Source organism: Pseudomonas sp. TH49, from assembly GCF_016650625.1.
Taxonomy (GTDB): Bacteria; Pseudomonadota; Gammaproteobacteria; order Pseudomonadales; family Pseudomonadaceae; genus Aquipseudomonas; species Aquipseudomonas fluorescens_H.
Genome location: NZ_JAEKFL010000001.1, coordinates 1848188 through 1871493, shown reverse-complemented (window position 1 = coordinate 1871493; position 23306 = coordinate 1848188). Strand labels below are relative to the sequence as shown.

Annotated in this window: 21 protein-coding genes; 11 read left to right on the top strand and 10 right to left on the bottom strand. The window is 61.2% G+C overall.

Annotated elements, in window-relative coordinates; genetic code table 11:
• Positions 1-51: 51 nt before the first annotated feature.
• The 3 genes from JFU48_RS08445 to JFU48_RS08435 are packed head-to-tail and all read left to right on the top strand — an operon-like array spanning position 52 to position 4858.
• A complete protein-coding gene (locus tag JFU48_RS08445; RefSeq protein ID WP_201136287.1) occupies positions 52-1017 on the top strand; it encodes an HlyD family secretion protein in 966 nt (321 codons plus the stop codon).
• Positions 1014-3740, top strand: a complete 2727-nt coding sequence (gene rbbA, locus JFU48_RS08440) for a ribosome-associated ATPase/putative transporter RbbA (RefSeq protein ID WP_201136286.1) — start codon at positions 1014-1016, stop codon at positions 3738-3740. Before JFU48_RS08445 ends, rbbA begins: the two co-directional genes overlap by 4 nt.
• Complete coding sequence (locus JFU48_RS08435) at positions 3740-4858, top strand: ABC transporter permease (RefSeq protein WP_003229315.1); 1119 nt, start codon at positions 3740-3742, stop codon at positions 4856-4858. The genes rbbA and JFU48_RS08435 overlap by 1 nt, the downstream gene beginning before the upstream one ends.
• Positions 4859-4874: 16 nt before the next feature.
• Here the strand turns inward: JFU48_RS08435 and JFU48_RS08430 are convergent, their stop codons facing one another.
• A complete protein-coding gene (locus JFU48_RS08430) occupies positions 4875-5282 on the bottom strand; it encodes a flagellar basal body-associated protein FliL (RefSeq protein ID WP_103519715.1) in 408 nt (135 codons plus the stop codon).
• 150 nt (positions 5283-5432) lie between these two features.
• Here JFU48_RS08430 and JFU48_RS08425 point away from each other — a divergent pair, with 150 nt between their 5' ends.
• The gene (locus JFU48_RS08425; protein WP_201136285.1) at positions 5433-6410 is read left to right on the top strand and encodes an NADPH:quinone oxidoreductase family protein; all 978 of its coding nucleotides are present in this window, start codon (positions 5433-5435) and stop codon (positions 6408-6410) included.
• Positions 6411-6500: 90 nt separating this feature from the next.
• Here the strand turns inward: JFU48_RS08425 and JFU48_RS08420 are convergent, their stop codons facing one another.
• Together JFU48_RS08420 and JFU48_RS08415 are read right to left on the bottom strand one after the other, a co-directional pair.
• Positions 6501-7115: an energy transducer TonB gene (locus tag JFU48_RS08420; RefSeq protein ID WP_103483649.1), complete on the bottom strand. Its 615-nt coding sequence runs from the start codon at positions 7113-7115 to the stop codon at positions 6501-6503.
• A gap of 177 nt (positions 7116-7292) precedes the next feature.
• The gene (locus JFU48_RS08415) at positions 7293-7922 is read right to left on the bottom strand and encodes a flagellar basal body-associated protein FliL (protein ID WP_201136284.1); all 630 of its coding nucleotides are present in this window, start codon (positions 7920-7922) and stop codon (positions 7293-7295) included.
• A gap of 226 nt (positions 7923-8148) precedes the next feature.
• Here JFU48_RS08415 and glpT point away from each other — a divergent pair, with 226 nt between their 5' ends.
• Positions 8149-9498: a glycerol-3-phosphate transporter gene (gene glpT, locus JFU48_RS08410; protein WP_003229323.1), complete on the top strand. Its 1350-nt coding sequence runs from the start codon at positions 8149-8151 to the stop codon at positions 9496-9498.
• Here the strand turns inward: glpT and JFU48_RS08405 are convergent.
• Positions 9474-10142, bottom strand: coding sequence for a gamma-glutamylcyclotransferase (locus tag JFU48_RS08405; RefSeq protein ID WP_201136283.1), 669 nt, complete (start codon positions 10140-10142; stop codon positions 9474-9476). The two genes, glpT and JFU48_RS08405, sit on opposite strands and share 25 nt — an antisense overlap.
• Before the next feature lie 354 nt (positions 10143-10496).
• On the opposite strand from JFU48_RS08405, the gene JFU48_RS08400 reads away from it, so the two are divergent.
• On the top strand, positions 10497-10973 hold the full coding sequence (locus tag JFU48_RS08400) for a hypothetical protein (RefSeq protein ID WP_003229327.1): 477 nt from the start codon (positions 10497-10499) through the stop codon (positions 10971-10973).
• A 23-nt stretch (positions 10974-10996) separates the two neighbouring features.
• On the opposite strand, the gene JFU48_RS08395 is transcribed toward JFU48_RS08400, so the two are convergent.
• The 6 genes from JFU48_RS08395 to JFU48_RS08370 form a co-directional block, all read right to left on the bottom strand.
• On the bottom strand, positions 10997-11965 hold the full coding sequence (locus JFU48_RS08395; RefSeq protein ID WP_103483652.1) for a CDP-6-deoxy-delta-3,4-glucoseen reductase: 969 nt from the start codon (positions 11963-11965) through the stop codon (positions 10997-10999).
• Positions 11965-13431, bottom strand: coding sequence for a 4-hydroxy-3-polyprenylbenzoate decarboxylase (gene ubiD, locus JFU48_RS08390; protein ID WP_003229330.1), 1467 nt, complete (start codon positions 13429-13431; stop codon positions 11965-11967). The genes JFU48_RS08395 and ubiD overlap by 1 nt, the downstream gene beginning before the upstream one ends.
• Before the next feature lie 69 nt (positions 13432-13500).
• Positions 13501-15501, bottom strand: coding sequence for an acyltransferase family protein (locus JFU48_RS08385; RefSeq protein ID WP_201136282.1), 2001 nt, complete (start codon positions 15499-15501; stop codon positions 13501-13503).
• A gap of 195 nt (positions 15502-15696) precedes the next feature.
• Positions 15697-16956: a transcription termination factor Rho gene (rho, locus tag JFU48_RS08380; RefSeq protein ID WP_003229334.1), complete on the bottom strand. Its 1260-nt coding sequence runs from the start codon at positions 16954-16956 to the stop codon at positions 15697-15699.
• Between the two features lie 247 nt (positions 16957-17203).
• Positions 17204-17533, bottom strand: coding sequence for a thioredoxin TrxA (trxA, locus tag JFU48_RS08375; RefSeq protein WP_201136281.1), 330 nt, complete (start codon positions 17531-17533; stop codon positions 17204-17206).
• 120 nt (positions 17534-17653) lie between these two features.
• Entirely contained in the window at positions 17654-18361 is a 708-nt protein-coding gene (locus JFU48_RS08370; protein ID WP_045122669.1) for a FadR/GntR family transcriptional regulator, read from the bottom strand.
• Between the two features lie 256 nt (positions 18362-18617).
• On the opposite strand from JFU48_RS08370, the gene JFU48_RS08365 reads away from it, so the two are divergent.
• The 5 genes from JFU48_RS08365 to ppx all read left to right on the top strand — a co-directional run bounded on the left by JFU48_RS08365 (position 18618) and on the right by ppx (position 23210).
• Entirely contained in the window at positions 18618-19403 is a 786-nt protein-coding gene (locus JFU48_RS08365) for a transporter substrate-binding domain-containing protein (RefSeq protein ID WP_201136280.1), read from the top strand.
• Between the two features lie 22 nt (positions 19404-19425).
• Positions 19426-20094 (top strand): amino acid ABC transporter permease, encoded by a 669-nt coding sequence (locus JFU48_RS08360; protein WP_201136279.1) that lies wholly within the window; start codon positions 19426-19428, stop codon positions 20092-20094.
• Positions 20091-20741 (top strand): amino acid ABC transporter permease, encoded by a 651-nt coding sequence (locus tag JFU48_RS08355; protein ID WP_201136278.1) that lies wholly within the window; start codon positions 20091-20093, stop codon positions 20739-20741. The genes JFU48_RS08360 and JFU48_RS08355 overlap by 4 nt, the downstream gene beginning before the upstream one ends.
• Positions 20728-21465, top strand: coding sequence for an amino acid ABC transporter ATP-binding protein (locus tag JFU48_RS08350; protein WP_007968440.1), 738 nt, complete (start codon positions 20728-20730; stop codon positions 21463-21465). The genes JFU48_RS08355 and JFU48_RS08350 overlap by 14 nt, the downstream gene beginning before the upstream one ends.
• Positions 21466-21707: 242 nt before the next feature.
• A complete protein-coding gene (gene ppx / locus JFU48_RS08345) occupies positions 21708-23210 on the top strand; it encodes an exopolyphosphatase (protein WP_003229345.1) in 1503 nt (500 codons plus the stop codon).
• Positions 23211-23306: the final 96 nt, after the last annotated feature.

Sequence of the window (23306 nt, the reverse complement as noted above, 5' to 3'; positions counted from 1 at the left end):
AACGGAACGCTTGAACAGTCAGACTGCAAGCCACTGCCGCAGGATGCCCCCATGTCGACGCACAGCCGTTCTTCACTTCTATACGCCGGTTCGCTCCTGGTGTTACTCGCCGCCGCTGGCGGATTGGGTTACTGGATGTCCATCAGCAGCCGCCTGGTCGAAGGGCTGTCGATGGGCAACGGTAGGCTGGAAGCCACCGAAGTGCAGATCGCCAGCAAGACTCCCGGGCGCCTCGCCGAGGTGCTTGTGGATGAAGGCGACAAAGTCAGTAAAGGGCAACTGCTGGCGCGCATGGACACCCGAACCCTCGAAGCCCAGCGCAATCAGGCCGAAGCCCAAGTGTTGCGCGCCCGGGAAAATCTCAACGCCGCTCAGGCCAATGTGCAATTGCGCCAGAGTGAGCTGTTGCTGGCCCAGCAAGAGCTCGGGCGTTCGCAATCACTGTTCAAGCACGGTTATGTCAGCGCGCAAATCATCGATCAACTGCAGTCACGTCTTGGCACCGGTAATGCCGCCGTTGTCGCCGCCCGGGCCCAGGTGTCTGCTGTCAGTGCGGCGATTGGCGCGGCACAGGCTCAAGTCGCGCAGTTGACCAGCGAAATTGACGACAGCAGTCTGCGCGCGCCGATTGATGGCGTGATCCAGCTGCGCATGGCCGAGCCCGGCGAAGTGCTGGGGGCCGGGGGCCGGGTCTTGCTGCTGATCGATCCCAACGACCAGTACATGAACCTCTATCTGTCAGCCGCGGTGGCCGGACGCCTGGCGGTGGGCGACGAGGCGCGAGTGCTGCTCGATGCCTTGCCCGATAAACCGCTGCCGGCAAAAATCAGTTTCGTCGCGGCCAAATCGCAGTTCACCCCCAAAGAGGTCGAGACCCGCGACGAGCGGCAAAAACTGGTGTTCCGCGTCAAGCTGCGCCTGGTCCAGCCCAGCGCCGTGCCGCAGGCCAAACCCGGCATGCCCGGCGCCGGCTACGTGCGGATCGCGCCCGTCGAATGGCCGGCCAATCTGCAATGAGCGGCCTTGCGGTTCAAGCGAACGGTATCGCCCACCGCTACGGCAAACAGCAAGCGCTGAGCGACATTGCCTTCAGCCTGCCCACCGGCACCCGCTGCGGGCTGATCGGCCCCGATGGTGCGGGCAAGTCCAGCCTGCTGGGATTGATTGCCGGCGTGAAGACCTTACAGCAAGGGCAACTGGAGGTGCTCGGTGGCGCGATCAAGGATCGCCGGCATCGCGACACACTCTATGCGCGCATCGCCTTCATGCCGCAGGGGCTGGGCGGCAACTTGTACCCCGAGCTGTCGATCCGCGAAAACATCCAGTTCTTTTCGACGTTGTTCGGCCTGTCCAAGGCTGAAAGCGAGCAGCGCATGCATAGCCTGCTGCTCGCCACGGATCTGCTGAAGTTCGCCGAGCGCCCCGCCGGCAAGTTGTCCGGCGGCATGAAGCAGAAACTCGGGCTGTGCTGCGCGCTAATCCATGAACCGGATCTGCTGATCCTCGATGAGCCTACCACCGGCGTCGACCCGCTCTCGCGCCGGCGCTTCTGGGAGTTGGTCGACGATGTGCGACGCCAGCGCCCGCAACTGACGCTGCTGGTTGCCACGGCCTATATGGAAGAAGCCGAGCAGTTCGAGCATTGCCTGATGCTCGACGCCGGCAAGTTGATCGCCACCGGCCTGAGTCGTGAGCTGGCGACCGTCACCTCCAGCGGCAAGCTCGACGACGCCTTCACTCATTTTCAGGGTGACAGCCATCACGACGCTCAGCCGCTGGTGATTCCACCGCGCAGCGGCAACAGCAGCGACATCGCCATCGAAGCCCACGATCTGACGCTGCGCTTCGGCGATTTCACCGCTGTGGATCACGTCAGTTTTGCCATTGGGCGTGGCGAAATTTTCGGCTTTCTTGGCTCCAACGGCTGCGGCAAGACCACCACCATGAAAGTCCTGACCGGGTTGATGCCGGCCAGCGAAGGCAGTGCAACGCTGCTCGGCAACCCGGTGAACGCCAAGGATCTGGCCACGCGCAAGCGGGTCGGGTTCATGTCGCAGAGTTTTTCGCTGTATGGCGAACTGAGTGTGCAGCAGAACCTCGAGCTGCACGCGCGGCTGTTCGATCTGCCAAAAACCGAGAGTGCACAACGCATCGAGGCATTGATTCAGCGCTTCAATCTGCTTGCGGTCGCCGACCAGCCTTCCGGGGCGTTGCCATTGGGACTGCGCCAACGTCTGTCACTGGCGGTGGCGGTGCTGCACCGCCCGGAAGTGCTGATCCTCGATGAGCCGACTTCCGGCGTCGATCCGGCGGCTCGCGATGACTTCTGGCGACTGTTGATCGAGTTGTCCCGCGAGCAAGGCGTGACGATCTTCCTCTCCACGCACTTCATGAACGAAGCGCAGCGCTGCGACCGCATCTCACTGATGCACGCCGGCAAGGTCCTCGCGTGCGACACCCCGGCGGCGCTGCAACGCCAGTTTGCGGGAGAGACGCTGGAAGCGGCCTTCGTCACCTGCCTGGAACAGGCTCAGGGTGCTCAGGCATCAGCGCCTGTGGCCGAGCCGCAAATGGCGCCGCCGAGCGCTGCGACAACACCAGTGCCCCAGCACGGTTTCAGCCTCGGTCGCCTGTTGGCCGTGGCCAGTCGCGAAGGCAAGGAGCTGCTGCGCGACAAAGTGCGCATGGCGTTCGCCTTGGCCGGGGCGATTTTCATGATGGTGATCTTCGGTTACGGCATCTCGCTGGACGTGGAAAACCTCGCGTTCGCCGTGTACGACCAGGATCAGACACCGCAAAGCCGAGCTTATCTGGAGGCGTTTCGCGGCTCCCGGTACTTCGATGAACAGCCGGCCATTCATGACCCGCAGGAACTGCACCGGCGCCTGCAACGCTCGGAAATCAAACTGGCGCTGGAGATTCCCCCCGGATTCGGCCGCGATCTGTACGCCGGGCGTCAACCCGCCGTGGCGGCGTGGCTGGATGGCGGCATGCCGTTTCGCGCCGAAACCAGCCGTAACTATGTTGAAGCCGTGCACCTGGGCAATCTGCAACAGCTGGCCGAGCAGAGCAGCCCCGCGCTGGCCCATCCGGCGGCCGCTAGTCTGGAAACCCGCTTTCGCTACAACCAGGACGTGGTCAGCGTCAACGCCATCGGCCCCGGGGTCATGGCGCTGATCCTCGCCTTCATTCCGGCGATGCTCACGGCGCTCGGCATCGTCCGCGAAAAGGAGCTGGGGTCGATCACCAATTTCTACGCCACGCCCCTGACCCGTCTGGAGTTTCTGCTGGGCAAACAGGCGCCGTACCTGCTGGTCAGTCTGGTCAACCTCGCAGTGCTGGTGGCGATGAATCGCTGGCTGTTCGGCGTGCCGTTCAAGGGCAGCCTGCTGACGCTGGCATTCGGCGGACTGCTGTATGTGTTGGCCACCACCAGCATGGGCCTGCTGATTTCGGCATTCACCCGCACACAAATCGCCGCGATCCTCGGCACCATGATCATCACCAGCCTGCCGACCATCCAGTTCTCCGGATTGATCGTGCCGCGCTCTTCACTGGAAGGTGCGGCAGCAGTGATGGGCACGCTGTTTCCGGCGGGGCACTTCCTCGACATTGCGGTGGGCACGTTTACCAAAGCGCTGGACTTGCGTCAGCTTTGGCCGCAGTGCCTGGCGCTGTTCGGGTTCTTTGTCGGGTTCACCGGGCTGAGCCTGATCATGCTGAAAAAGCAGGAGGCCTGATGCACAAGTTCGCGCACATCCTGCGCCTGGGACTCAAGGAGCTGACCAGCCTGCGCCATGACAGCGTGTTGCTGCTGTTCCTGTTCTACGCTTTCACCGTTGCGATCTACATGCCCGCCGCCGGTTCGGTGATCGGCGTGCACAACGCCAGCGTGGCCATCGTCGACGAAGACCACAGCGCCCTCTCACGCCAATTGGCCCAGGCCCTGCAGCCGCCGGAATTCCAGACGCCGGTGCTGCTGCCTTATGCGCAACTGGATCAGGTCATGGACAGCGGTCAGTACACCTTCGTGATCAATATTCCGGCGGGCTTTCAAACCGACTTGCTCGCCGCGCGGCAACCGGCGATTCAGGTCAACGTCGATGCCACAGCCATGAGCCAAGCGTTCATGGGCGCCGGCTACATCGGCCGGATCTTCCAGCGCGAATTGCTCGACTATGCCGGTCAGGGCAACGCAGCGGCCAAGGCGCCCGTGCAACTGACTACTCGCGCCCTGTTCAACACCAATCTGGAGGGTGGCTGGTTTCTGGCGGTGATTCAGATCGTCAACAACATCACCATTCTGGCGATCATCCTCACCGGCACTGCGCTGCTGCGCGAACGCGAACACGGCACGCTCGACCATTTACTGGTGCTGCCGCTGACGGCGCTGGAAATCATGCTGGCGAAAATCTGGAGCAACCTGCTGGTGGTGGTGCTGTGCACCTGGCTGTCGCTGGAGGTGGTGGTCAAAGGCGCGTTGGGCGTGCCGTTGGCCGGCTCGATGAGCCTGTTTTTGCTGGTGACCGCGGTTTATCTGTTTGCCAGTACCGCGCTGGGCATCTTTCTGGCGACGCTGGCGCGTTCGACGCCGCAGTTCGGTCTGCTGGCGATTCCGGTGATCATCCCGATGTTGCTGCTGTCCGGCGGCAGCACGCCATTGGACAGCATGCCGCAGTGGCTGCAATGGGTCATGCAGGGCTCGCCGTCCACACACTTTGTCAGCCTCAGCGCCGCGATTCTGTTTCGCGATGCCGGGCTGAGCGTGGTCTGGCCGGACTTGCTGGCGCTGACGGGCATCGGCCTGCTGTTCTTCCTCATCGCGCTGGCACGCTTTCGCAAAAGCCTGGCGTCCTGAACAGCGGCCAGCGTGGTTACTGAATGATCAGGTTGTTGAACAACAGATCTTCAACCACCGGCTTGCCGGTCTCGTCATTCATCACTTGCTGAGTCTGCTTCAGCGCTTCCTGACGCAGCTTCTCCTTGCCTTCGATGCTGCCCATCGCCTCGGTCGTCTGCTGGGTGAACAGCGCCACCAGTTGATTGCGGATCAGCGGCTCGTTGGCCTTGACCAGTTTGGTCGCCTCGTCGCCGGTCACACGCAGCGCCACGTCGGCCTTGTAGACCTTGAGCTTGGGCGTGCCGTCCAGCCCGTAGTTACCCACGAACGGCGGGTTCAGGGTGATGTAGTTGACCTTCGGCGCCTCGCCTTCTTTGGCTTCTTCGGCCAGCGCTGCCACAGGCAGAGACAGGGCCAGCAACAACATGATCCACGCTTTCACAATTCGCTCCTTATCCGGTTTGCGGCCTAGCATAACGACCCGCCGCGCAAGCACAAGCTTATGGCTGACTATCAGGGTCGGGCATGCTCGTTGACCCGTTGACTGACACACCTACACTTATCGGCCATCACTCCCAAAGGAATAGCCCTGATGAAAGCCGTGCTGTGCAAAGCCTTCGGCCCTGCCGAATCGCTGGTGCTGGAAGACGTCGCCAGTCCTGTCGCGAAGAAGAACGAAATCCTGCTGGAGGTGCACGCCGCCGGGGTCAACTTCCCGGACACGCTGATCATCGAGGGCAAGTATCAGTTCAAGCCGCCCTTCCCGTTTTCTCCGGGGGGCGAAGCGGCCGGCGTGGTCAGCGCCGTCGGTGAGAAAGTCAGCCATCTGAAAGTCGGCGACCGGGTCATGGCCCTGACCGGCTGGGGCAGCTTCGCCGAACAGGTCGCCGTGCCGGGCTACAACGTGCTGCCGATCCCGACGTCGATGGATTTCAATACCGCTGCGGCGTTCAGCATGACCTACGGCACTTCGATGCACGCCCTCAAGCAACGCGCGAACCTGCAACCGGGCGAGACCCTGCTGGTGCTCGGCGCTTCCGGCGGCGTTGGTCTGGCGGCGGTGGAAATCGGCAAAGCCATGGGCGCCCGAGTGATTGCCGCCGCCAGCAGCGCGGAAAAACTCGCCGTGGCCAAGGCCGCCGGCGCCGATGAACTGATCAACTACAGCGAAACCAGCCTCAAGGACGAAATCAAACGCCTCACCGACGGCCAGGGCGCCGACGTGATCTACGACCCGGTCGGCGGCGACCTGTTTGACCAGGCCATTCGGGCCATCGCCTGGAACGGCCGCCTGCTGGTGGTCGGCTTCGCCAGCGGGCGCATCCCCGAACTGCCGGTCAACCTCGCCCTGCTCAAGGGCGCGGCAGTGGTCGGCGTGTTCTGGGGCTCCTTCGCCCAGCGCCAGCCGCAGGAAAACGCGGCGAACTTCCAGCAGTTGTTCAGCTGGTTCGCCGAGGGCAAGTTGAAACCGCTGGTGTCGCAGGTGTATCCGCTGAGCAACGCGGCGCAAGCGATCAATGATCTGGGGCAACGCAAGGCTGTGGGCAAGGTGGTGGTGCAGGTGCGCTGAGTTTTTCAGGCCGGTGACTTCCCGCAACCGGCTTGAGCCGCGCACAGCAGCGACGCAGCGTCACCCTCAACGGCGCTGCGTCGCCACCTGTCAAAGCAAATCACGAACCTCCCCCGGCAGAAAACTCATGTATCTACGCATGGGGTTTTCCCGGCAGCCCCTGACGATCATCGGTACGCGCCGGTTCATCTCGGCGATGATCGCCAGTCGCTGCTCATAGGCCAACTGACTCTTGTGGATCACGTTCGAAATGTACGCACGGGTGTAGTCGAACACCTTCGCGTCAACCAACGCGTGCTCTGGCATGTTTCTGAAACCGCCATTGATGACGTGACACTTAACTGACTTCAGCCACTGATTGATGTCGATCGGCTGGTCCAGATCCAGGCGAAAGACTATCGGCGCAACGACCGACTGCTCCGCCGGCCGCTCTCCCGCTACCGTCCAGGGTTTGAATCGCCACTGTGTTACCGCATCTTTGACCACCTCAGCCAGCTCGGGATGAGCACTTTGCACAATGTTGATCCCGCTGACCGAACCATCCGCCTTGACGATGAAGCTGACCCTGACCTCGCCTTCGACCCCGGCTCTGGACAACACCTTGGGGTAAATCGGCATGGGATTGTTTTCGGGTATGAGCAACCCTTCCGCTGCCAGCGCGAGGCTGAAGATCATCAATAAAAGCCCAGCAAAAAACCATCGCATGATCCCGCCCCTTCCCTAGTGAAATGCCTGTTCGGCAACTACAGAAAGGTTACGGAGCAAGGCCCTTTAACTGAATGGCGCAGCTTCGCTTTGCGATGCAGGACATTTCCTGATCTCGGTGGGAATTCTGGCGAGTCCCCTGCGCAAAGGGCTGCAGGTACATTTTCTGACGGACGTTTAGCCGCCGTTTGCACCAGCGAGGTCGCCCGGCAACAGGTGTTCCTGCACTTTATGGCTGCGAGACGGGATCAGTCGCCCGTTCTCATCGAAGCGCAGGACGATCAGCCAGTCGAATACATCATCCGGCCATTTTTCCTGTCCCATCAGCGCTGTCGCGTCGCCACCGAACGCCTTGATCAGCTTATTGATATGGCCGTGATGCCAGGCGATCAGCACCGTCGGCGCCTGATTGCTCTTGCGCAACAAGCCGACCAGTTGATGGAGATCGCCATTGATGTAGGGCTGCTCGATCGGCAGTTTCAAACGCTCGGACAGCGGCGTCAGCGTCAGGCGCGAGCGCGAACTCTCCGGGGTGTCGCCGGCAGCGATCAAGCGCTGGGGGGTGAGCGTCTGGCCGTCGAGTTTCAGCGGATTGAAATAGTCGACGTAGGCGGCCGCACGCTGTTCGCCGCGGGCATTGAGTAGCGATCCCGCATCCGGCTTTTCCGCGTGCCGAATGATCAGCACCGTGGTGTTGCGCAGACCGGAATGGGCCGGATGATCGGTGACGATCAAGAGCAGCATGACAACGGCGATTCCAGCCGCCACCAAAAATCTCGGCACCAACATGCGAACCTTCAGTGACATTTCTTATCTCGGCTGATCAATCGGCTGAACGGGCCGCGAGTCTAAGTCACCCAATGTTGATAAGGGGTGAAAACGCCCTGTTCTTACAGCTGAGCGACAGGTTCGTAAAAGAACATGCGACTTCCAACATTTTCCGCTGTTTTGCCGATGCGAACCGGTGCTATTTTCGGTAACGAAACTGTAACATTCGCATCCGCAGTCAAAACAAGAAATCTGGAGCTCTTGAATGTTTGCTTTCTTTCGACCTGCCGCACATCAGGCTCCATTGCCTGAAGAAAAAATAGACAGTACTTACCGACGCCTGCGCTGGCAGATCTTCGCCGGTATCTTCTTTGGTTACGCCGGTTACTACCTGCTGCGCAAAAACTTCTCGCTGGCCATGCCGTACCTGATCGACGAGGGCTACAGCCGTGGCGATCTGGGTCTGGCGATGTCGGCCATCGCCATTGCCTACGGCCTGTCCAAGTTCCTGATGGGCCTGGTCTCCGACCGTTCCAACCCGCGCTACTTCCTGCCGTTCGGTCTGCTGGTGTCGGCGGGAGTGATGTTCATTTTCGGTTTCGCGCCGTGGGCGACGTCCAGCGTGACCATGATGTTCATCCTGCTGTTCATCAACGGCTGGGCCCAGGGCATGGGCTGGCCGCCGAGCGGTCGCACCATGGTGCACTGGTGGTCGCAGAAGGAACGTGGCGGCGTGGTTTCGGTATGGAACGTGGCGCATAACGTCGGCGGCGGCCTGATCGGCCCGCTGTTCCTGATCGGCATGGGCCTGTTCAATGACTGGCACGCAGCCTTCTACGTTCCGGCAGCGGTGGCGCTGGGCGTGGCGGTGTTTGCCTTCATCACCATGCGCGACACCCCGCAATCGGTCGGCCTGCCGCCGATCGAAAAGTACAAGAACGACTACCCGGAAGGCTACGACGCCAGCCACGAAGACGAATTCAGTGCCAAGGAAATCTTCGTCAAATACGTGCTGCGCAACAAAATGCTCTGGTACATCGCCATGGCCAACGTCTTCGTCTACCTGCTGCGTTACGGCGTACTGGACTGGGCGCCGACCTACCTGAAAGAAGCCAAGCACTTCGACGTCGACAAGACTTCGTGGGCCTACTTCTTCTACGAATGGGCGGGCATTCCGGGCACGCTGCTGTGCGGCTGGATGTCGGACAAGATCTTCCGTGGCAACCGTGGCCTGACCGGCATGGTGTTCATGGCGCTGGTGACCGTTGCGACCCTGGTTTACTGGCTGAATCCGGCCGGCAACCCGACCGTGGACATGATCGCGCTGTTCTCCATCGGCTTCCTGATCTACGGCCCGGTGATGCTGATCGGCCTGCAGGCGCTGGAACTGGCACCGAAGAAAGCCGCCGGTACGGCAGCGGGCTTTACCGGTCTGTTCGGCTATCTGGGTGGTTCGGTCGCGGCAAGTGCGGCGATGGGCTACACCGTTGACCACTTCGGCTGGGACGGTGGTTTCGTGCTGCTGGTGGGCGCTTGCCTGCTGTCGATGGCCTTCCTGGCGCCGACGCTATGGCACAAACAAGTCGCCAGTCAGAGTCGTGAAGCCGTCGCCTGATCGGCTTTTGACTGGCAGCGCTTGAGCCGCGCCTCCAGATTTCGATCCGGCATGGCGTGGCTGCGCAGGGCGTGGGCGGTCTGCTCGACATAATCGCGAGTGGTGCCGTAGCGCCCGCAAGCGCTTTCGAACACCTGACTCAGCACATGATCCGGCAAGTTGCCGGCATAGCTGGGCAGGTGTCGCTCCAAAACAAACCCCAACGCCTGAACCTGGCTACCGTCCTCAAGACGGCAGTTGAGCCAGTGTGGGCGATAGGACGGGAACGGCATCTCGCGTTTCCACAGCGCGTACAGCGCAGCGTCGAGATTTTCTTCCGGCAGCCGATAGGCAAAGCCGCTGCACGAACCGCCGCGATCCAGACCGAACACCAGCCCGGGCATTTCCGGCGTCCCACGGTGCTCGTGCGACCACAGATACAAACCGCGATGATAGCCATGCACTCGCCCGCGCACCCGCTGCACCGCCGAACATTCCGGGCGCCAGATCAGCGACCCGTAGGCGAACAGCCACACCGGCCCGCCCTTGTGGCGCGCCATGGTCGATTGCATGGAAGCGAGAAGTTGTTCGTGAGTGAGCTGCGGCCCCAGATCGAGCCGCGGAGGATAAGCCAGATTCAGAAAAGCAGATTCTATGGCTGTCATGACGGAAGTGTTCGGCCCCGCAAGTATTACAAGATGTAAGCGCAATTCGTTCGATAGAACATATAGCAGTAAATCTAAAACGAAAAGTGCTAAAGGATGTATGACCTGCTCGATAGCGCTAAACCAGGTGTATCAGTCAACGCTATGCGGTTTCATATACCCTAATACCATTGCCGAAATATCTTAAATACCCGAATGAAATATGCATAAGCCTTCGCTTGTTCAGGATTGGTTCAAGAAAGCGCAGGAATCTTCCTACTAAACTGTCGGACTTTCTGTCTTTCCCGTCGCTGAACGCCTACGTATAACGGCCTTCCTCTGGCGCAAGCCATCCCGTTTAACCGAGGCTGCACAATGAAGAAACCAAGGCTTTTGGCCGCATTGCTATTGATTCAAACCGACCAGGCGCTGGCCGAGGATGACACTCAAAAAGACCAGGGCTTCTGGTATGCACAGACCAGTGTCTATACCCGACATTATTCGCCCGACCCCGAACACAATAATCATCAGGACTTGATCGGCATCGAACGCAATCAGGCTTCCGGCTGGGTATTTGGCGGGGCAACTTTCCGTAACTCGTTCCGCCAGCGATCGAATTACGCCTATGCCGGCAAACGCTATGACAGCAGCGAGTATCCGGTGTATCTGAAAGTCACGGGTGGGCTGTTGCAGGGCTATCGCGGTGATTACAAGGACAAGATTCCGTTGAACCGCTACGGCGTTGCGCCGGTGATCATTCCGTCCGTCGGCACTCACTACGGCCCATTGGCCGCCGAGCTGGTGTTTCTCGGCGCCAATGCGGCGATGGTGACGACCGGCGTGCGTTTCTAGGGGCGCGGCTCAATTCGCACGGATCAGGATCGAGGCGCGTAGGCAAATACGTCGGCGCGCATCTGGTGTGCATCCATGCCGGCTTCCACCAGAGCATCCAGCGTGCCGTAGACCATCGCCGGCGAGCCGCTGGCGTAGACGTGCAGGGACTTCAGATCGGCGAAGTCTTCACACACGGCCTGGTGCAACATCCCGCAGCGCCCTTCCCAACCGCACTGGTCGCTGACCACTTTGTGCAGGAACAGATTGGGCAGCTTCAACCATTCGTCCCAATGCTCGATCTCGTAGAAATCTTCCGGACGGCGTACACCCCAATACAGATGCACCGGGTGTTTGAAGCCGTTGGCACGGCAGTGTTCGATCAGACTGTGGATCTGGCCCATGCCGGTACCGGCGGCGATCAGCACCAGCGGCCCGTCGGGCAATTCGGCGAGGTGAGTGTCACCGAACGGCAATTCGACGCGCACCAGCGGGTTGCGCTGCAGTTGCTCGATCAGACTCAGGGCACTGGCTTCGCGGGCCAGTACGTGGATTTCCAGGTCGCGCCCGCCGTGCGGCGCCGAGGCCATGGAGAACGCCGACTTCTCGCCGCTCTCACGCTCGATCATCAGGTACTGCCCGGCGTGATAACGCGGCGGCTTGCCGGCCGGCGCCCGCAGACGCACGCGCCAGGTGTCGCCGCCGACGTCCCGGCATTCGATGACCTGACACGACAGGCTGCGCACCGGCAGTTCTCCCAACGCGAGCACGCCATCCCACAGCAGGATGCAATCTTCCAGCGGCTCGGCTATGCAAGTGTAGAACTCGCCGTGGTCGTGCACCTTGCCGGCCTGTTCGACCCGGCCTTCCACCAGCAACGCCGCACACACATGGCAATTGCCGTTGCGGCAGCTTTGCGGGCAGTCGTAGCCCAGGCGCCGCGCACCATCGAGAATCCGCTCACCGGGCCGTATCTCAAGCACCGCTCCGGAGGGCTGCAGGGTTACACGCATCAATCTATTCCTAACTGATTCCAGATGGCATCGATCCGCTGGGTGACGGCGTCGTCCTTGACGATCACACGGCCCCACTCGCGAGTGGTTTCGCCCGGCCACTTGTGGGTGGCATCCAGGCCCATTTTCGAGCCCAGGCCGGACACCGGCGAGGCGAAGTCGAGGTAGTCGATCGGCGTGTTGTCGATCATCACCGTGTCGCGCTTGGGATCCATGCGCGTGGTGATGGCCCAGATCACGTCGTTCCAGTCCCGGGCGTTGATATCGTCGTCAGTGACGATAACGAACTTGGTGTACATGAACTGTCGCAAAAACGACCAGACACCGAGCATCACGCGCTTGGCATGCCCCGGATACGACTTCTTCATCGTTACCACGGCCATGCGGTACGAGCAGCCTTCGGGCGGCAGGTAGAAGTCGGTGATTTCCGGAAACTGCTTCTGCAGGATCGGCACGAACACTTCGTTCAGCGCCACGCCGAGAATCGCCGGCTCATCCGGCGGACGACCGGTGTAGGTGCTGTGGTAGATCGGCTTGATCCGGTGGGTGATGCGTTCGACGGTGAACACCGGGAAGCTGTCGACTTCGTTGTAGTAACCGGTGTGGTCGCCGTACGGGCCTTCGTCGGCCATTTCGCCCGGATGGATCACACCTTCGAGGATGATCTCGGCAGTGGCCGGCACTTGCAGGTCGTTGCCACGGCATTTGACCAATTCGGTGCGGTTACCGCGCAACAGACCGGCGAAAGCGTATTCGGAGAGGCTGTCCGGCACCGGCGTCACTGCACCGAGAATGGTCGCCGGGTCTGCACCCAGCGCCACAGACACCGGGAACGGCTGACCCGGGTGCTTCTCGCACCACTCACGGAAGTCCAGCGCACCGCCACGGTGGCTGAGCCAGCGCATGATCACCTTGTTGCGGCCGATCACTTGCTGACGGTAGATACCGAGGTTCTGGCGGTCCTTGTTCGGGCCTTTGGTGACGGTCAGGCCCCAGGTGATCAGCGGGCCGACGTCACCGGGCCAGCAGGTCTGCACCGGCAGCATCGCCAGGTCGACGTCGTCGCCTTCGATGACCACTTCCTGGCACACCGCGTCTTTGACGACTTTCGGCGCCATCGAGATGATCTTGCGGAAGATCGGCAGTTTCGACCACGCGTCCTTCAGGCCCTTCGGCGGCTCCGGTTCCTTGAGGAAGGCCAGCAGCTTGCCGATCTCGCGCAGTTCGCTGACCGACTCGGCGCCCATGCCCATGGCCACCCGCTCCGGGGTGCCGAACAGGTTGCCGAGCACCGGAATGTCGTAACCGGTGGGTTTCTCGAACAGCAGCGCCGGGCCCTTGGCCCGCAGTGTGCGGTCGCACACCTCGGTCATCTCCAGCACCGGCGAGACGGGAATCTGGATGCGTTTCAACTCTCCGCGCTGCTCAAGCTGCTGCACGAAATCCCGAAGATCCTTGAATTTCATTGACGATGGCACCCTCAAAATAGGCGTACATCCTACCTGCTATGCAGCCCTGTGGCAGCCTGTCGCTGCTTACTTGGCTGCATTCGTCTGCGCTTTGCCAAGGTTTTCCCGGGCTTGCAGGCCGATAAACAGCGGCTCAAGGATCGGCGCCACAAACCGCGCACCAACTTCGGACAGGTGATTGTCATCGGTGTACAGCGAATACCCACCGAGTTCGGCGTGGCACAGGCCCTTGTCATCACACAGCCGCGGTGCCGGATCGACCACGCGCACCGCCGGATCATTCTGCGCCAACTGCGCGAACAACTGGCTGATGAACACCTGACGCTTGTGGTGCGCCTCGACGGCCAGACCGACGTCATCCACCGGACGATCGAGCATCGCCAGCCGCGTCAGCCGATACGGCGGGCTGAACGCCTGCAACGGCGCCTCTTTCACCAGCCATACGCGATACCCGGCCGCACGCAATTGCGCCACGCGAGTGCGCAGGCCTGCGGCAAAACGCTGCTCGGCCTCGGCGCGATCGTAACGGCCGTCCGGTGTTCTCAGCACATGACCGAGATCGCCCTTGGCGTCGCCGTACAGGTACAGGCTCCAGCGGGCGACCAGCACCACATCGCTGATCGCCTGGGTTTTCAGCCCCTGCTCGACCCGCTTGTTGAAGCGCGCACAGACTCCGTCGTACTCCAATCCATCAACCGGAATGCAACCAGGAGAACTGGCAAGGATCACGTTGACGCCATGGGCCTTGGCACCGTCATCGAACACCGGGATCAGTGCCGTGGCATGGCTGTCGCCCCAGACCAGTGCCCGGGTCGGCAGATCCTTCACGCCGTAATGGCAGAACAGTTTGTCGTCAGGAGTCTTGTCATCCGCCAGACACGCCATCAGCTCCGGTCGCCACTCGCGGCCCTTGGCGTATTGCAGTGCCTGCTCGGACAAGCGCCATGGCAGGCCATCGGTCCAGCGCAAGGCTTGCCCGGCCAGACCGATCAGCAGAATCCCGCAGAAACCAGCCAGCAGAATCTGCCGGCGCCCGGCGAGCAAGCGCCGTTCACGGAACGGTGTTTCGACGAATTTCCACGACAGATAACCCAGCACCAGGGTCAGCAGGATCAACCCGGCCGTATCGAGCGCGCCCGGCTCATCGACGCTGGCGTAGCTGGAGAACACGAACACCGGCCAGTGCCACAGGTACCAGGAATAGGAGATCAGCCCGAGACCAACCATCACCCGACTGCTCAACAATTGGCCCACCAGGGTCTCGCGATGACCGTTGGCCAGAATCAGCAGCACCACGCCCAGTACCGGCAGCAACGCCGTGACACCCGGGAATGGCGTCGATTTGTCATAGGCAAACACCGCCAGCAGGATCAACCCCATGCCGAGCAGGCTCAAGGCCTGGGCAGCCATTGGCTTCAAGCGCCAGGCGTGTTGCGGTGCAACCGCCAGCATCGCCCCGGCGAGCAGTTCCCAGGCGCGCATCGGCAGCAGGAAGAAGGCTTTTTCCGGGTGATGATGGATCGCCCACACACTCAGCCCGAACGACACCAGCAGCACGCCGAACAGTGCCAGCCGCCAGTGTTTCAGGCGACTGGATAGCAACGTCAGCAGCAGCGGGAAGAAGATGTAGAACTGCTCCTCCACCGCCAGCGACCAAGTGTGCAACAACGGTTTGAGGTCGGAGGCGACATCAAAGTAGCCGTCCTGACGCATGAACAGGAGGTTCGAGACGAACGTCACCTGATACCGCACCGAGCGCCCCAGTTCTTCGTAATCCTTGGGCGCCAGCAGGAACCAGCCCACCGCCAGCACCGCAATGATCATCGCAAACAGCGCCGGCAGGATGCGCCGGGCGCGCCGCGCCCAGAACTCGACGAAGCTGAAACGCCCCGCCTGACGCTGATTCCAGATGATCGAGGTGATGAGGTAGCCGGAAATCACGAAGAACACGTCCACGCCGACAAAACCGCCGGTAAACCCCGGGACGCCAAAATGGAACAGCACCACGGCGATCACTGCGACTGCCCGCAAGCCGTCGATATCCCTTCGATAAGCGAGTGTGCTCATAAAATCTTTAATGCCAATCAGGTGGTTGTTTTTTGTACAGCTTGAGCTTGAATAACGGAGGCTCGCGAGCGCTGTTTGTTCAGTTACCCGATCACAGACCTTACCAGACCAAGAACCTCCCATTGCCGGATCAAATTTCATGCAAAAAAAAGGCGCCCCTTAGGGGACGCCTTTTTATCGGTTCAACCGGCGATGTTACTTGCGCTTCATCGACAGGAAGAACTCGTCGTTGGTCTTGGTCGTTTTCAGCTTGTCGACCAGGAACTCGATGGCAGCCACTTCGTCCATCGGGTGCAGCAGCTTGCGCAGGATCCACATGCGCTGCAGTTCGTCGTCGGCCGTCAGCAACTCTTCGCGGCGGGTGCCGGAGCGGTTGATGTTGATGGCCGGGAAGACGCGCTTTTCCGCAATCTTGCGGTCCAGCGGCAGCTCCATGTTGCCGGTACCCTTGAACTCTTCGTAGATCACTTCGTCCATCTTCGAGCCGGTTTCAACCAGCGCGGTGGCGATAATGGTCAGCGAGCCGCCTTCTTCGATGTTGCGCGCAGCACCGAAGAAACGCTTCGGTTTCTCCAGGGCGTGGGCGTCAACACCACCGGTCAGCACCTTGCCGGAGCTCGGGATCACGGTGTTGTAGGCACGGGCCAGACGGGTGATGGAGTCGAGCAGGATCACCACGTCCTTCTTGTGTTCGACCAGGCGCTTGGCCTTCTCGATCACCATTTCGGCAACCTGCACGTGACGGGTCGGCGGCTCGTCGAAGGTCGAGGCAACCACTTCGCCACGCACGGTGCGCTGCATTTCGGTCACTTCTTCCGGACGTTCGTCGATCAACAGCACGATCAGGTGAACTTCAGGATTGTTACGGGCGATGTTCGCGGCGATGTTCTGCAGCATGATCGTTTTACCGGCTTTCGGCGGTGCAACGATCAGACCACGCTGGCCTTTGCCGATCGGGGCGCACAGGTCGATCACACGACCGGTCAGGTCTTCGGTGGAACCGTTACCGGCTTCCATCTTCATGCGCACGGTCGGGAACAGCGGGGTCAGGTTCTCGAAGAGAATCTTGTTCTTCGCGTTCTCCGGACGATCGAAGTTGATCGTGTCGACCTTGAGCAGAGCGAAGTAACGCTCGCCTTCCTTCGGAGGGCGGATCTTGCCAACGATGGTGTCACCGGTGCGCAAGTTGAAACGACGGATCTGGCTCGGCGAGACGTAGATATCGTCCGGGCCGGCGAGGTAGGAAGCGTCAGCGGAGCGCAGGAAGCCGAAGCCGTCCTGGAGAATCTCCAGCACGCCATCACCGGAGATTTCCTCGCCGCTTTTCGCGTGCTTTTTCAGCAGGGAGAAAATCACGTCCTGCTTGCGCGAACGGGCCATATTTTCTATGCCCATCTGTTCGGCCAATTCGAGCAGTTCGGTAATCGGCTTTTGCTTGAGTTCAGTCAGATTCATATAGGAATGACGTAATCATTTATGGAGGGGGGAAATTAAGCTTTTGGCTTAATGAGGCCGCGCCGCGGAGAAGGCGACAGGATCGCGAACTTGTTCGAAAAGGAGTGCGTCGGCGACGGCTAGCAGGGGGCAGTGGAGAAACCAGTGCGGGGCCGAATGTACCACCTGAATTTCGGAGCGTCTAGCCCTGAATACGCAAAAAGCCCCGCAATTTGCGGGGCTTTTTCAGGGCACTTTGCAGCGACGCTTAGATGTTGGCGTCGAGGAAAGCAGCCAGTTGCGACTTCGACAGAGCGCCGACCTTGGTCGCTGCCACTTCACCGTTCTTGAACAGCATCAGCGTCGGGATACCACGCACGCCGTGCTTGGCCGGGGTTTCCTGGTTTTCGTCGATGTTCAGTTTGGCGACGGTCAGCTTGCCTTTGTAAGTCTCGGCAATCTCGTCCAGAACCGGAGCGATCATTTTGCAAGGGCCGCACCATTCAGCCCAGTAGTCGACCAGTACAGCGCCTTCGGCCTTGAGTACGTCGGCTTCGAAGCTGGCGTCGCTAACGTGTTTGATAAGATCGCTGCTCATGGAATTCTCCAGGTTGTAAGCAAAAAAACGTGGCCCATCATATCCGCCCTTCCCTTGTTCAGGAAGCCGCAGATGATTGAGTCTTGCTATGGCGGCCCATGAGTCTGGGTATAGCTCAAGTCACGCGGTGGCGGGGGCGATGAAGGCGATCCCGGTGCGCAGTGCCGCGTTGCGCACGTGCTCCTGCATGGCTTTCTGGGCGGCGGCAGACGCCCGGCGGGCCAGGGCACGAAGGATCTTGCGGTGCTCCTGCCAGGTTTCCATCGCCCGTTCGGCGCGGATGAACGGTAGTTTCTGACTCTCGAGGAAGATTTCGGCGCTGGCGGTGAGGATGCTCAGCATCGCCTGATTGCCGCTGGCCAGCAGAATGCGCCGGTGGAATTCGAAGTCGAGTTTCGCCGCGGCCTCGAAGTCCCCAGCCTTCAATTGCTCGCGCATCGCCGCAACGTTGTCCTCCAGCGCATCCAGATCGAACGTGCTCAAGGTCACCGCCGCCAACCCGGCGGCAAAACCCTCCAGTGCATAGCGCAACTGAAAGATATCCAGCGGCGAAGCCTGCGCCGCGAACGGCCAGCCCGGGGCATTTTCACCGTGCCCAAGTTCCACCGGCGCCTGCACGAACACGCCTTTGCCCGGCTGGATGCTGATCACGCCCAGCGCACTGAGCGACGACAGCGCCTCACGCAACGACGCGCGGCTGACCCCCAGTTGCACCGCCAAGTCCCGTTGCGACGGCAACGCATCGCCCGCGCCGAAACCCTGTTCGGTGATCAGTTTGCGGATCGCTTGCAGCGCCACTTCGGGTACCGCACGGGAAATCGAGTTCATGGTTTTTCAGACGAGCCAGGCCAAGGTGCGGCTAGTTGTAAAGCTATTCGCCGGATCCGGCAAGTCGTGCCCCAGCGGGGTTCGGCGTCCGCTGTCGATGCGCTATCGAGGTGCGAAAAACCACTTGACTGTTCAGACCAGTAAGACCGAACAAACCCGGCAAACCCGCGGCCTGCCGGGGATAAATCCGGGTATTGGCACGGCGCGTGCTCTGTCCGATCGCAGAAAACACTTCCCGCCGATCCGGAGATTTGCCATGAGCCTGCGTTACAGCGCCCTCCTCACCGCCCTGTTTGCCAGCCTGCTGCTGAGCCAGGCCCCCGCCCACGCCGACGGTCTGGACGACGTGGTCAAACGCGGCACGCTGAAAGTCGCGGTGCCCCAGGACTTCCCGCCGTTCGGCTCGGTCGGCCCGGACATGAAACCCCGTGGCCTGGACATCGACACGGCAAAGCTGCTGGCCGACCAACTCAAAGTCAAACTTGAACTGACCCCGGTCAACAGCACCAACCGCATCCCGTTCCTGACCACCGGCAAGGTCGACCTGGTGATCTCCAGCCTGGGCAAGAACCCGGAGCGCGAGAAAGTCATCGACTTCTCCAACGCCTACGCGCCGTTCTACCTCGCCGTGTTCGGCCCGCCGGACGCGGCAATCAGCAGCCTCGACGACCTCAAAGGCAAGACCATCAGCGTCACTCGTGGCGCTATCGAAGACATTGAGCTGACCAAGGTCGCCCCCGAAGGCGTGACCATCAAGCGTTTCGAAGATAACAACTCGACCATCGCCGCCTACCTCGCCGGGCAAGTCGACCTGATCGCCAGCGGCAACGTGGTGATGGTCGCCATCAGCGAGAAGAACCCGAAACGCGTACCGGCGCTGAAAGTGAAGCTCAAGGATTCGCCGGTCTACGTTGGCGTGAACAAGAACGAGCCAGCGCTGCTGGGCAAGGTCAACGAGATCCTCGCCACCGCCAAGGCTGACGGCGCGCTGGAGAAAAACTCGCAGACCTGGCTCAAAGAGCCGCTGCCGGCCGATCTCTGATCGATCACGCGGGAGACAATTGATGGCATATCAGTTCGATTTCATGCCGGTGCTGCAAAACACCGATCTGTTGCTGCGCGGCGCACTCTTCACCCTGGAACTGACGGCGATTGGCGCGCTGTTCGGGGTCGGCGTGGGCATTGTCGGCGCGCTGGTGCGAGCGTGGAACATCCGCCCGTTCTCGGCAATCTTCGGCGTCTACGTCGAGTTGATCCGCAACACGCCATTCCTGGTGCAACTGTTCTTCATCTTCTTCGGCCTGCCCTCGCTCGGGGTGCAGATTTCCGAGTGGCAGGCGGCGGTGCTGGCGATGGTGATCAACCTCGGTGCGTATTCGACCGAGATCATCCGCGCCGGCATCCAGGCGATGCCGCGCGGACAACTGGAGGCCGCTGCGGCACTGGCAATGAGCCGTTTCGAGGCGTTCCGTCATGTGATCCTGCTGCCGGCGCTGGGCAAGGTCTGGCCGGCCCTGAGCAGCCAGATCATCATCGTCATGCTCGGCTCGGCGGTGTGTTCGCAAATCGCCACCGAGGAGCTGAGCTTCGCCGCCAACTTCATTCAGTCGCGCAATTTCCGCGCCTTTGAAACCTATGCGCTGACCACGCTGATCTACCTGTGCATGGCGCTGCTGATCCGCCAACTGCTGAACTGGGTCGGCCGCCGCTATATCGCGAGGAGCAGCCGATGAGCGACTTCACCTTCTGGGACATCCTGCGCAACCTGCTCACCGGCCTGCAATGGACGCTGGCGCTGTCGCTGGTAGCGTTCATCGGTGGCGGCCTCGTCGGGCTGCTGATTCTGGTGATGCGCATTTCGAAAAACCGCTTGCCGAGCAACATTGCCCGCACCTGGATCGAGCTGTTCCAGGGCACACCGTTGCTGATGCAACTGTTTCTGGTGTTCTTCGGCGTGGCGCTGGCCGGGATCGAAATCTCGCCGTGGATGGCCGCGGCGATTGCCTTGACGCTGTTTACCAGTGCGTACCTGGCGGAGATCTGGCGCGGGTGCGTCGAAGCGATTCCCAATGGTCAGTGGGAAGCCTCGTCGAGCCTGGCGCTGAATCCACTGGAGCAGTTGTGCTACGTGATCCTGCCGCAGGCGCTGCGCATCGCCGTGGCGCCGACCGTGGGCTTCTCGGTGCAAGTGGTCAAAGGCACTGCGGTGACCTCGATCATCGGTTTCACCGAGCTGACCAAGACCGGCGGCATGCTCGCCAACGCCACCTTCGAACCGTTCATGGTCTATGGCCTCGTCGCCCTCGGCTACTTCCTGCTCTGCTACCCCTTGTCGCTCAGTGCGCGCTACCTGGAAAGGAGACTGCATGCCTCTGCTTAGAATTTCCGCCCTGCATAAATACTACGGCGATCACCACGTGCTCAAAGGCATCGACCTGAGTGTCGAGGAAGGCCAGGTGGTGGCAATCATCGGCCGCAGCGGCTCGGGCAAATCCACCCTGCTGCGCACCCTCAATGGCCTGGAGTCGATCAACGACGGGGTGATCGAAGTCGACGGCGAATACCTCGACGCCGCCCGCGCCGACCTGCGCAGTCTGCGACAGAAAGTCGGCATGGTGTTTCAGCAGTTCAACCTGTTCCCGCACCTGACCGTCGGCGAAAACGTGATGCTCGCGCCGCAGGTGGTGCAGAAAGTGCCAAAGGCCAAGGCTGCGGAGCTGGCGCGCAAAATGCTCGAACGCGTGGGCCTTGGAGAGAAATTCGACGCCTTCCCGGATCGCTTGTCTGGTGGTCAGCAACAGCGCGTGGCGATTGCGCGGGCACTGGCGATGTCGCCGAAAGTGTTGCTGTGCGACGAAATCACCTCGGCGCTGGACCCGGAACTGGTCAACGAAGTGCTCGCTGTGGTGCGCCAACTGGCCAAGGAAGGCATGACGCTGATCATGGTCACCCACGAAATGCGCTTCGCCCGCGAGGTCGGCGACAAACTGGTGTTCATGCACCATGGCAAGGTGCATGAGGTGGGGGATCCGAAGGTGTTGTTCGCCCATCCGCAGACGGCAGAGCTGGCGAATTTCATTGGTACCGTTGAAGCCGCCAACTGATCCTGCACATCCTCTGTGGCGAGGGAGCTTGCTCCCGCTCGGCTGCGCAGCAGTCGTGAAACCCGCCGAGCGCGATTTACCTGAATATCAAGGTGAATGGCTTCAGGGCCGCTTCGCAGCCCAGCGGGAGCAAGCTCCCTCGCCACAGAAGCTGTGTTGGATCAACGGTTTGAGCCATGCGCGTTGGCGCCAGCGTTTGATCGTGGCACGATGGCGGGGTTATCGACCGAGACCCCCAGACCATGCCGCAATCCAAAGCCAAGAATCTGTCCCTGATCGCCGCAATCGACCTGGGCTCCAACAGCTTCCACATGGTCGTGGCCAAGGCCCAGAACGGTGAAATCCGTATCCTGGAGCGCCTCGGAGAGAAAGTGCAGCTCGCCGCCGGTATCGACGATGAGCGCCATCTCAACGAAGAATCGATGCAGCGTGGCCTCGACTGCCTCAAGCGTTTCGCCCAACTGATCAACGGCATGCCGCTGGGCGCCGTGCGGATCGTCGGCACCAACGCCCTGCGCGAAGCGCGCAATCGCCTGGAATTCATCCACCGCGCCGAAGAAATCCTCGGCCACCCGGTGGAAGTCATCTCCGGCCGTGAAGAAGCGCGGCTGATTTATCTGGGCGTTTCGCACACCCTCGCCGACACCCCGGGCAAGCGCCTGGTGGCCGACATCGGCGGCGGCAGTACCGAATTCATCATCGGTCAGCGTTTTGAACCGCTGCTGCGCGAAAGCCTGCAAATGGGCTGCGTCAGCTTCACCCAGCGTTACTTCAAGGACGGCAAGATCACCCCGGCCCGTTACGCCCAGGCGTACACCGCGGCGCGGCTGGAGATCATGAGCATCGAACACGCCCTGCATCGCCTGACCTGGGATGAAGCCATCGGCTCCTCGGGCACCATCCGCGCCATCGGTCTGGCGCTGAAGGCCGGCGGGCATGGCACCGGCGAAGTGAATGCCGAAGGCCTGGCGTGGCTCAAGCGCCGACTGTTCAAACTGGGTGACGTCGACAAGATCGACTTCGAAGGCATCAAGCCTGACCGCCGGGCGATCTTCCCCGCAGGTCTGGCAATTCTCGAAGCGATCTTCGACGCCCTCGAACTGCAACGTATGGATCACTGCGAAGGCGCGCTGCGTGAAGGCGTGCTCTACGACTTGCTCGGCCGCCATCACCACGAAGACGTGCGCGAACGCACCCTGACTTCGCTGATGGAGCGTTACCATGTCGACCTGGAACAGGCCGCGCGGGTAGAACGCAAAGCCCTGCACGCTTTCGATCAGGTCGCCAAAGACTGGGAACTGGACGACGGCATCTGGCGTGAACTGCTGGGCTGGGCGGCGAAAGTCCACGAAGTCGGCCTGGACATCGCGCACTACCACTACCACAAGCACGGCGCCTACCTGATCGAGCACTCGGATCTGGCCGGGTTCTCCCGCGAGGACCAGCAAATGCTCGCGCTGCTGGTGCGCGGCCATCGCCGCAACATCCCCAAGGACAAGTTCGCCGAATTCGGTGACGACGGCGACAAGCTGATCCGCCTCTGTGTGCTGCTGCGCTTCGCGATCCTGTTCCACCACATCCGTGGCACCCAGGCGATGCCGCAAGTGACGCTGCATGCCAAGGGCGACAACCTCGACGTGGAGTTCCCGGAGAACTGGCTGGATGAGAATCAGCTGACTCAGGCCGACTTTGGTCTCGAAGCCGACTGGCTGACGCGGGTTGGCATCGTCCTCACCGTGCACTGATCACCCTGTGGTGAGGGGATTTATCCCCGATGGACTGCGGAGCAGTCCCAGCATTCTTGGCGAAAAAGACCGGGGCCGCTTCGCGCCCATCGGGGA

Excerpts from the sequence above, each read along its gene's own strand:
- glpT (WP_003229323.1), top strand. The coding sequence starts at position 8,149 with ATGTTTGCTTTCTTTCGACCTGCCGCACATCAGGCTCCATTGCCTGAA.
- rho (WP_003229334.1), bottom strand. The coding sequence starts at position 16,956 with ATGAATCTGACTGAACTCAAGCAAAAGCCGATTACCGAACTGCTCGAA.
- JFU48_RS08435 (WP_003229315.1), top strand. The coding sequence starts at position 3,740 with ATGCACAAGTTCGCGCACATCCTGCGCCTGGGACTCAAGGAGCTGACC.
- JFU48_RS08370 (WP_045122669.1), bottom strand. The coding sequence starts at position 18,361 with ATGAACTCGATTTCCCGTGCGGTACCCGAAGTGGCGCTGCAAGCGATC.
- JFU48_RS08420 (WP_103483649.1), bottom strand. The coding sequence starts at position 7,115 with ATGCGATGGTTTTTTGCTGGGCTTTTATTGATGATCTTCAGCCTCGCG.
- JFU48_RS08445 (WP_201136287.1), top strand. The coding sequence starts at position 52 with ATGTCGACGCACAGCCGTTCTTCACTTCTATACGCCGGTTCGCTCCTG.
- JFU48_RS08425 (WP_201136285.1), top strand. The coding sequence starts at position 5,433 with ATGAAAGCCGTGCTGTGCAAAGCCTTCGGCCCTGCCGAATCGCTGGTG.
- trxA (WP_201136281.1), bottom strand. The coding sequence starts at position 17,533 with ATGAGCAGCGATCTTATCAAACACGTTAGCGACGCCAGCTTCGAAGCC.
- rbbA (WP_201136286.1), top strand. The coding sequence starts at position 1,014 with ATGAGCGGCCTTGCGGTTCAAGCGAACGGTATCGCCCACCGCTACGGC.
- ubiD (WP_003229330.1), bottom strand. The coding sequence starts at position 13,431 with ATGAAATTCAAGGATCTTCGGGATTTCGTGCAGCAGCTTGAGCAGCGC.
- JFU48_RS08360 (WP_201136279.1), top strand. The coding sequence starts at position 19,426 with ATGGCATATCAGTTCGATTTCATGCCGGTGCTGCAAAACACCGATCTG.
- JFU48_RS08415 (WP_201136284.1), bottom strand. The coding sequence starts at position 7,922 with ATGTCACTGAAGGTTCGCATGTTGGTGCCGAGATTTTTGGTGGCGGCT.
- JFU48_RS08365 (WP_201136280.1), top strand. The coding sequence starts at position 18,618 with ATGAGCCTGCGTTACAGCGCCCTCCTCACCGCCCTGTTTGCCAGCCTG.
- JFU48_RS08350 (WP_007968440.1), top strand. The coding sequence starts at position 20,728 with ATGCCTCTGCTTAGAATTTCCGCCCTGCATAAATACTACGGCGATCAC.
- JFU48_RS08405 (WP_201136283.1), bottom strand. The coding sequence starts at position 10,142 with ATGACAGCCATAGAATCTGCTTTTCTGAATCTGGCTTATCCTCCGCGG.
- ppx (WP_003229345.1), top strand. The coding sequence starts at position 21,708 with ATGCCGCAATCCAAAGCCAAGAATCTGTCCCTGATCGCCGCAATCGAC.
- JFU48_RS08395 (WP_103483652.1), bottom strand. The coding sequence starts at position 11,965 with ATGCGTGTAACCCTGCAGCCCTCCGGAGCGGTGCTTGAGATACGGCCC.
- JFU48_RS08385 (WP_201136282.1), bottom strand. The coding sequence starts at position 15,501 with ATGAGCACACTCGCTTATCGAAGGGATATCGACGGCTTGCGGGCAGTC.
- JFU48_RS08355 (WP_201136278.1), top strand. The coding sequence starts at position 20,091 with ATGAGCGACTTCACCTTCTGGGACATCCTGCGCAACCTGCTCACCGGC.
- JFU48_RS08400 (WP_003229327.1), top strand. The coding sequence starts at position 10,497 with ATGAAGAAACCAAGGCTTTTGGCCGCATTGCTATTGATTCAAACCGAC.